6 protein-coding genes are annotated in these 8,356 nt (G+C 68.0%); 3 read left to right on the forward strand and 3 right to left on the reverse strand.

All coding sequences use genetic code 11. The features are described from left to right. Nucleotides 1-141: 141 nt before the first annotated feature. A complete protein-coding gene (rpsT, locus tag C996_RS0113335; RefSeq protein WP_018880926.1) occupies nt 142-411 on the reverse strand; it encodes a 30S ribosomal protein S20 in 270 nt (89 codons plus the stop codon). 160 nt (nt 412-571) lie between these two features. On the opposite strand from rpsT, the gene C996_RS0113340 reads away from it, so the two are divergent. After that, the gene (locus C996_RS0113340) at nt 572-1,102 is read left to right on the forward strand and encodes a DsrE family protein (RefSeq protein ID WP_018867929.1); all 531 of its coding nucleotides are present in this window, start codon (nt 572-574) and stop codon (nt 1,100-1,102) included. A gap of 358 nt (nt 1,103-1,460) precedes the next feature. Here the strand turns inward: C996_RS0113340 and uvrD are convergent, their stop codons facing one another. Then, nucleotides 1,461-3,668 carry a DNA helicase II gene (gene uvrD, locus C996_RS0113345; RefSeq protein WP_018867930.1) on the reverse strand — a complete coding sequence of 736 codons (2,208 nt, stop codon included), beginning with the start codon at nt 3,666-3,668 and terminating at the stop codon, nt 1,461-1,463. Between the two features lie 181 nt (nt 3,669-3,849). Here uvrD and C996_RS0113350 point away from each other — a divergent pair, with 181 nt between their 5' ends. Then, complete coding sequence (locus tag C996_RS0113350; protein ID WP_018867931.1) at nt 3,850-6,660, forward strand: 2-oxoglutarate dehydrogenase E1 component; 2,811 nt, start codon at nt 3,850-3,852, stop codon at nt 6,658-6,660. A 35-nt stretch (nt 6,661-6,695) separates the two neighbouring features. Further along, nucleotides 6,696-8,045 carry a 2-oxoglutarate dehydrogenase complex dihydrolipoyllysine-residue succinyltransferase gene (gene odhB / locus C996_RS0113355; protein WP_018867932.1) on the forward strand — a complete coding sequence of 450 codons (1,350 nt, stop codon included), beginning with the start codon at nt 6,696-6,698 and terminating at the stop codon, nt 8,043-8,045. Nucleotides 8,046-8,078: 33 nt separating this feature from the next. Here the strand turns inward: odhB and C996_RS0113360 are convergent. Beyond that, nucleotides 8,079-8,356, reverse strand: a 278-nt coding sequence (locus C996_RS0113360; RefSeq protein WP_018867435.1) for a transposase, incomplete at its 5' end; no start/stop codon positions are given.

Here is an 8,356-nt window from a genome sequence, read left to right on the forward strand (position 1 = left end):
GATGACGGGGGATAGCGGCGACGAATACGTTCAGGGGCGCGCCGAATGCCACCCACGCAAAAAGCCGCGCCCGTTTGCGGGGCGCGGCTTCGCGATTCAGCTATCCGCGGCCGGCGCGAGGCCGGCCATATGCCCGGGGGCTTAGCCCTGGGCCAGGTCGCGGATGCGGGCGTTCAGACGGCTCTTGTGACGGGCCGCCTTGTTCTTGTGGATCAGGCCCTTGCTCACGGTCTTGTCGATCACCGGCACGGCCGACTTGTAGGCCTCGGCGGCAGCCTGGGCATCGCCCTTGTGCAGCGGCTTCAGCACGGCCTTCATGGCCGTACGGAAACGGGAGCGCAGCGCCATGTTGTGGGCGCGGTTCTTGACCGCCTGACGGGCCCGCTTACGGGCAGAAGCAATATTCGCCAAAGTACTTCCCTCGCGTTGAATCGCTAGGTTCTGGAAAAGGCGGCAGAGCATACCGCCGGGCCGGCTGCGCGTCAACTGGGAGCGGGGCGTGGCGGGAATGACAGGGGGGTTCCGGGGCGTCTACTCTAGAAAGAAACAACACCATACAAAGGAGACCACGATGAACCGCTTTCCCCGGACCCTTCAAACCACCTCGGCAACCGCCGCGGGCATGGCCCTCCTGCTGGCCACCCTGCTGGTCGCGAGCCTGGCCTTCATGCCCCATGCCAAGGCCTTCGAGCCGGAGGCCAAGGTGGTCTATCACGCCGACTTCGCCGACCCGCGCCGCTTCTCCGCGATGCTGACCAGCATCAATAACATGATGACGCACTACCAGAACGAGTTCATCGACGCCGACGTGCGCATCGTGTTCGTGGCCCACGGCATCCGCTTCCTGACCGACGACAATCTCGCCGATACGCCGTTCGAGGCCGACGAGGAGCTGAAGGAAGAGCGCGAGACCCTGCGCGGCCGCCTGATGAGCCTCGCAAGCACCCATGGCGTGAAGCTGGAACTGTGCGAGATCACCCGCTCGCAGATCGGCCTCGACGAGGATCTGATCTACGACCACGTGAATTTCGTCCCCTCGGGCGTGGTGCGCGTGGCCGAACTGCAGAACGAGGAAGGCTTCGCCTACATCAAGATCGAGTGATCGCCGTTCGGCTTGATGCTCACAAGCCCCGCCTCGGCGGGGCTTTTTTGTGTCACCACGAAGATACGAAGGGGATCAAGGGCGTTTGCACCAGAAACCCTGCGAAGAGGGGCAGGATGTGGCGAGCGCGGCGAATCGCATCGTGTCGCTATTGAGTACGTCATCGCGAGGAGCGAAGCGACGCGGCGATCGGGTTGGGACTCCCGCCAGTGTTAGCGAAAAGATTGCCGCGCGACGCTCACAATGCCAGCCCTGTTAATCCAGCCCTTCTCTTCCTGTCTCCCCACCTTCCTGTAAATCGCCCTGGCCCTTCTCCGTGCCCTCTGTGTTCTCCGTGGTGCAATAAGCGGCATTCCGCCTAACCCAGAACCTCCAGTTTGGCGAAGCTGAGCACCAGCCACTTGGAGCCGGCGTGGGCGAAGTTCACCTGTACCCGCGCCGAGTTGCCGGAGCCCTCGAACTGGGTGACCAGGCCCTCGCCGAACTTCGCGTGATGCACACGGGCGCCGATGGCCAGGCCCGCCGCGGAGGCCTCGGCGGCCTGTGCATCCATGGACCCGAAGCCCGCCGTCTTCTGCCGGGCCGCCGCAAAGCGTCCGGCGCCGTAGGGCGAGGCCTGCGGGCGCAGTACCTCCAGCGCGTCCTCCGGGATCTCGTTGATGAAGCGCGAGGCGACGTTGTAGGACTCGCGCCCGTACAACCGACGGGTCTCGGCGTGGATCAGGTACAGCTCCTTCTCGGCGCGGGTCATGCCGACGTAGGCCAGGCGGCGCTCCTCCTCCAGCCGTCCCGGCTCCTCCAGCGAGCGCGCGTTGGGGAACAGGCCCTCCTCCATGCCGGTCAGGAAGACCAGCGGGAACTCCAGGCCCTTGGCGGAGTGCAGGGTCATCATCTGCACCGCGTCCTCGTGCGGGTCGGCCGCGCCCTCGCCGGCCTCCAGCGCCGCGTGGGCGAGGAATTCGGTCAGGCGATTGCCCTCGCCTTCCTCGCTCTCGGCGGTGGATTCCATGTCGAAGGCGCGCGCCGCGCCCACCAGTTCGTCCAGGTTCTCGAGACGCGCCTCGCCGCGCTCGCCCTTCTCCTTCTTGTAGTGCTCGCGCAGCTGGGCGCGTTCGATCGCCTGCTCCACCTGGTCCGCCAGCGGCTGGCGCGGGAGCTCCTGCTGCAGATCGCGGACCAGCTGCACGAACCCGGCGACCGCGTTGCGCGCGCGCCCGGGCAGGGCGTCGGCATCCACCGCGTGGGCCGCCGCCTGAAGCAGGCTGGTGTCCGCCGCCTGGGCCGCCTGGCGCAGGCCCTCCAGGGTCTTTTCGCCGATCCCGCGCGGCGGCTGGTTGACCACGCGCAGGAAGGCGGCGTCGTCATCGCCGTTGCCGGCCAGGCGCAGGTAGGCCAGGGCGTCGCGGATCTCCTGGCGCTCGAAGAAGCGCAGGCCGCCGTAGACGCGGTAGGGCATGCGCCGGCCGATGAAGGTCTCTTCCAGCACGCGCGACTGGGCGTTGGAGCGGTAGAGCACGGCGCACTCGCGGTATAGCCCGCCCTCGTCCACATAGCGGGCGATGGTCTCGGCGATAAAGCGCGCCTCCTCCTGCTCGTTCAGCGCGGTGTACAGGCGCACCGGCGCGCCCTCCTTGTCCTCGGTCCACAGCTCCTTGCCGAGGCGGCCGGCGTTGTGCCGGATCAGGGCGTTGGCCGCGTTCAGGATGTTGGCGCTGGAACGGTAGTTCTGCTCCAGGCGCACGACCTGGGTGCCCGGGTAGTCCTGCTGGAAGTGCTGGATGTTCTCGATCTTCGCGCCGCGCCAGCCGTAGATGGACTGGTCGTCGTCGCCCACCGCGAACACCGGGCTGTCGCCGGCCAGCAGGCGCAGCCAGGCGTACTGGATGTCGTTGGTGTCCTGGAACTCGTCGACCAGCACATGGCGAAAGCGCGTGCGGTAGTGCTCCAGCAGCGCCTTGTTGTCGCGCAGCAGCTCCAGCGAGCGCAGCATCAGCTCGGCGAAGTCCACCACCCCGGCGCGCTCGCAGGCCTGCTGGTAGGTGGTGTAGACGCGCACCCACTGGCGCGCGACGGGGTCGCCGGTATCCGGCAGGTGTTCCGGGCGCGAGCCCTCGTCCTTGCGCGCGTTGATGTACCACTGCGCCTGCTTCGGCGGCCAGCGCGCCTCGTCCAGTTCCAGGCCGCGCAGCACGCGCTTGACCATGCGCAGCTGATCGTCGGAGTCGAGGATCTGGAAGCCCTGCGGCAGTTTCGCCTCCTGCCAGTGCTGGCGCAGCAGGCGGTGGGCCAGGCCGTGGAAGGTGCCGACCCACAGCCCGGTGGCCGGGTGGCCCAGCAGCGCCTCGATGCGCCCGCGCATCTCGGCCGCCGCCTTGTTGGTGAAGGTGACCGCCAGCAGGCTGTGCGGGGCCACGCCCTCCACGCCGATCAGCCAGGCGATGCGGTGCACCAGCACGCGGGTCTTGCCGGAGCCGGCGCCGGCCAGCACCAACAGCGGCTGCGGCGGGGCGGCCACGGCCTCGCGCTGGGCCGGGTTCAGGGAATCAAGCAGGGGGGAGACATCCATGCGCGAATGGTAGGGAAACCCGGCCGGAATCGCACGTTCCGCATGCGGGCCGTGTGCCTTCGGCCGGGCAAACGCGCTACTCTCGAAGTCAGCCCGCGTCGAAGCGCCAGGGTGCCTGCAAGGAACCTCGCACGCCGACGGAGTCACAAGGGTAGGCGCATCAGGAATGGGAAGACCGCGAATGAACGAGATGCCATCCCGGCACCGGCTGGACAGCCCCGTCTCCGGCCAGGAACTGCACCCCGACAATCTGGCCTTTGCCGAGGGTCTGCTGGAGCGCTACCGCGAGGACCCCGATTCGGTCCCGCCCGCCTGGGCCGACTATTTTCGCTCGCTGGAAGGTGTGGCGCGGCCGGAACGCCGCCGGCGTTCGACCGACCGCCCGGACCTGGCGCACGAACAACTGCAGATCCGGGTGCTGCAGTTCATCAACGCCTACCGCTATCTCGGGCACTTCGGCGCCCGCCTCGACCCGCTGGAACGCGAGTCCCCCGAGCCGCCGCGCGAGCTGAGCCGCGAGCATCACGGGCTGGACCAGGTCGGCCCGGACATCACCTTCGATCCGGGTTCCCTGTTTATCGAGGGGCGCGTCTCGCTCGATACCATCGAGCGGGTCCTGAAGGAGACCTACTGCGCCAGTATCGGCGCGGAATACATGCACCTGATGGCCACCGACGAGAAGCGCTGGCTGCAGGAACGCCTGGAGTCCGCTCATGGCCGGTTCGGCTTCGACGACGAGACGCGCCTGGCCATCCTCGAGCGTCTCACCGCGGCCGAGGGCCTGGAGCGCTACCTGCACCGGCGCTATGTCGGACAGAAGCGTTTCTCGCTGGAGGGCGCGGAGAGCCTGATCCCGCTGCTGAATGCCCTGGTCCAGCGTGGCGGCGCGCGCGGGCTGCACGAACTCGTGGTCGGCATGGCCCATCGCGGGCGCCTGAACGTGCTGGTCAACCTGTTCGGCAAGTCGCCGGAGGAACTGGCCAACGAATTCGAGGGCCGGCCGCGTGACGATCGCGGTACCGGGGACGTGAAGTACCACATGGGGTTCTCGTCGGATCTGGATACCCCGGGCGGGCCGGTTCACCTGGCGCTCGCCTTCAATCCGTCGCATCTGGAGATCGTCACCCCGGTAGTCGAGGGCTCGGTGCGCGCGCGCCAGGTCCGCGTTGGCGATCGCAAGGGCAACCGCGTGATGCCGGTGGTGATCCATGGCGATGCCGCGTTCGCCGGGCAGGGCGTGGTCATGGAGACCCTGAACATGTCCCAGACCCGGGGGTTCTCCACCAAGGGCACCGTGCACGTGGTGGTAAACAACCAGATTGGGTTCACGACATCGACCCTGAAAGACGCACGTTCGACCCATTACGCGACCGATGTGGCCAAGATGGTGAATGCACCCATCCTGCACGTGAACGGCGACGACCCCGAGGCCGTGGTGTTTGTCACCCAGATCGCGCTGGACTACCGCATGCGCTTCGGCAAGGACGTGGTGATCGACCTGGTTTGCTATCGCCGCCAGGGGCACAACGAAGCCGACGAACCGGCCGCCACTCAGCCGCGCATGTACCACCGCATCCGCGAGCTGCCGACCACCCGCGAGCGCTACGCCACGCGCCTGATCCGCGACGGCCTGACCACCGAAGAGGCCCAGGATCAGGCCCTGGAGGACTACCGCGACCGGCTGGATGCCGGACAGCCGGTGGCACTGTCGCTGCTGCGCGAGCGCAATGGCCATACCGGGTCTTCGACCAACTGGGGCCCCTACGTGAACCAGACCTGGGACCAGGACGTGGAGACCGGTGCGCCCGCCGAGCGTCTGGCGCGCACCCTGGAGCAGCTGTCCACGCCGCCGGAGGGCTTTCGCCCGAACGACCGCGTGCAGAAGATCCTGGAGGCCCGCGTCGCCATGGCGCGGGGCGAACAGCCGCTCGACTGGGGCGCGGCCGAGACCCTGGCCTATGGGGCGCTGATCCAGGATGGCTACCGCATCCGTCTGTCCGGACAGGACTCCAGCCGGGGCACCTTCTTCCACCGCCATGCGGTGCTGCACGACCAGGAGACCGGGAAGGCCATCGTGCCGCTGCGGCGTCTGGACCCGGACTATCCGCGCTTCCTGGTAATCGACTCGCTGCTCTCCGAGGAGGGCGTGCTGGCCTTCGAATATGGTTACGCCACCGCCGCCCCGGAGGCCCTGGTGATCTGGGAGGCGCAGTTCGGCGACTTCGTGAACGGCGCCCAGGTGGTAATCGACCAGTTCATCTCCTCCGGGGAGCAGAAATGGGGCCGCCTGTCCGGTCTGACCCTGCTGCTGCCGCACGGCTACGAGGGGCAGGGTCCGGAACACTCCTCGGCGCGCCCGGAGCGCTTCCTGCAGCTCGCGGCGCAGGAGAATATGCAGGTCTGCGTGCCGACCACGCCAGCGCAGATGTTCCACCTGCTGCGCCGCCAGATGCTGCGCCCCTACCGCAAGCCACTCGTCGTGATGACGCCCAAGAGCCTGCTGCGACACAAGGACGCAGTCTCCGACCTCGATGCCCTGGCCAGCGGCCAGTACCAGACGGTCATCGACGACGCCGGCATCGACGACCCGAACAGGGTGAAGCGCGTCCTGCTCACCAGCGGCCGCATCTTCTACGACCTGGCCGCCCGCCAGGCCGAGGGCGAGCACGCGGACACGGCCATCCTGCGCCTGGAACAGTGCTACCCCTTCCCCGAGGCACGCCTGACCGAGCTGCTGGGCCGCTACCCGGAGGCGGACGAGTTCGTCTGGGTCCAGGACGAACCGGAGAACCAGGGGTATCTGGAGTTCGTCGCGCCGCGCATCAACCCGCTGCTGGCGGTACGCGGCCAGACCCTGCACGCGGTGGCGCGGCCCCCGGCCGCGGCCCCTGCCGTCGGCTACCCCGAGGTGCACAAGGCCCAGCTGAAGGATCTGCTCGAACGTGCGTTCGGGCCCATCAGCTCGCGGGACACGCCGCACCCGACGCCCTGAATCTTCGAAACTGACGTACAGCACAAGGAAGCGAGATGGCAACCGATCGCACCCCGATCCAGGTCCCGGAACTCCCCGAATCGGTCGCCGACGCGACCGTAATCGCCCTGCACAAAAAGGCCGGGGACCCCGTGAAGCGCGATGAACTCATTGCCGAGCTGGAGACCGACAAGGTGGTCCTCGAGGTGTCGGCGCCTGGCCCCGGCACCCTGGTGGAGCTGTCCGCCAGCGAGGGCGACGTGGTCAAGGCCGATGCCGTGCTGGGCTATCTGGGGCCGGCCGAGGCCGCGCCAAAGGATGAGGAAGACGAGTCCGGTGACGAACCGGAGCCGGCGAAGACCGCGGCTCAGGGGCAGCCTGCCGAGCCCGCCCCGGCTGCCGACGCACAGGAGGAGCGCGCCGACGCGCAGCCCGCTGCCGAGTCCGCAGCGTCCGGTACGGGCGCGGATGATGCCGGCAGTGCGCCGCCGCCCTCTCCCTCCGTTCGGCGCTTGTTGCAGGAGGCCGGGCTCAGTGCCGGGGAGGTCGAGGGCACTGGGGAAGATGGGCGCATCCAGCGCGAGGATGTGGAGCGCGTTCGTGACCAGCGGGCCGCGGGTTCCGGGACCCGTACGGGTGCGCAGGCGGAGGACTCCGGTTCGGCCGCCCGCACTGCGCAACGCCCGACCGAGCCGACGGACCGTGCCGAGCGCATCGAGCGCGTGCCCATGACACGGCTGCGCGCGCGCATCGCCGAGCGCCTGCTGGAGGCCAAGCAATCCACCGCGATGCTGACCACCTTCAACGAGATCGACATGTCCGCGGCGATGGCCCTGCGCGGGCGCTACAAGGAGACCTTCGAGAAGCGCCATTCCATCAAGCTCGGCTTCATGGGCCTGTTCGTGGCCGCGGCCACGCGGGCGCTGGAGCGCTTCCCGGTGATCAATGCCGCTCTGGACGGCGAGGAGATCGTCTACCACCACTACAGCGACATCGGGATCGCGGTGTCGTCACCGCGCGGGCTGGTGGTGCCGGTGCTGCGCGACACCGGCAACGCCTCCATCGCCGATATCGAGCGCCGCATCCGCGACTTCGCCGAGCGCGCCCGTGATGGCAAGCTGGATATCGACGAGCTGCGCGGGGGCACCTTCACGATCACCAACGGCGGGGTCTTCGGATCGCTGTTCTCCACGCCGATCCTGAACCCGCCACAGAGCGCGATCCTCGGCATGCATGCCATCAAGGAGCGCCCGGTCGCGGTGGACGGCGAGGTGGTGATCCGGCCGATGATGTACGTAGCTCTATCCTACGATCACCGCCTGGTCGATGGCGCCGATGCGGTGCAGTTCCTGGTCGCCATCAAGGACGCCATCGAGGACCCGGCGCGCCTGCTCCTCGACGTCTGACCCCGGGCGCCGGACCGCTCCCCGTAGGAGATTCTATGTCTCTCCACAAGGGGTCTTAGGTTGGTAATCGGTCTGATTGTTCATCAGGGCGAAGGCGACGCGGGCCAGCTTGCGAGCCAAGGCATTCAGCGCCTGGGTCGTCGCCAGGCCACGGTCCAGGCAGCGCTGGTAGTAGTCGCTCCAGGCGGGTGTGGACTTGGCCTGCATCGCGGCCAGGTAGAGCAGCCGTCGCAACTCTGGATCGCCCTGTTTGGTGAGTTTGCGCTGCCCCCGTTTTGTGCCGGAGTCGCGGATGCGGACATCCAGCCCCA

Source organism: Thioalkalivibrio sp. ALE25 (genome assembly GCF_000377285.1).
Classification (GTDB): Bacteria; Pseudomonadota; Gammaproteobacteria; order Ectothiorhodospirales; family Ectothiorhodospiraceae; genus Thioalkalivibrio.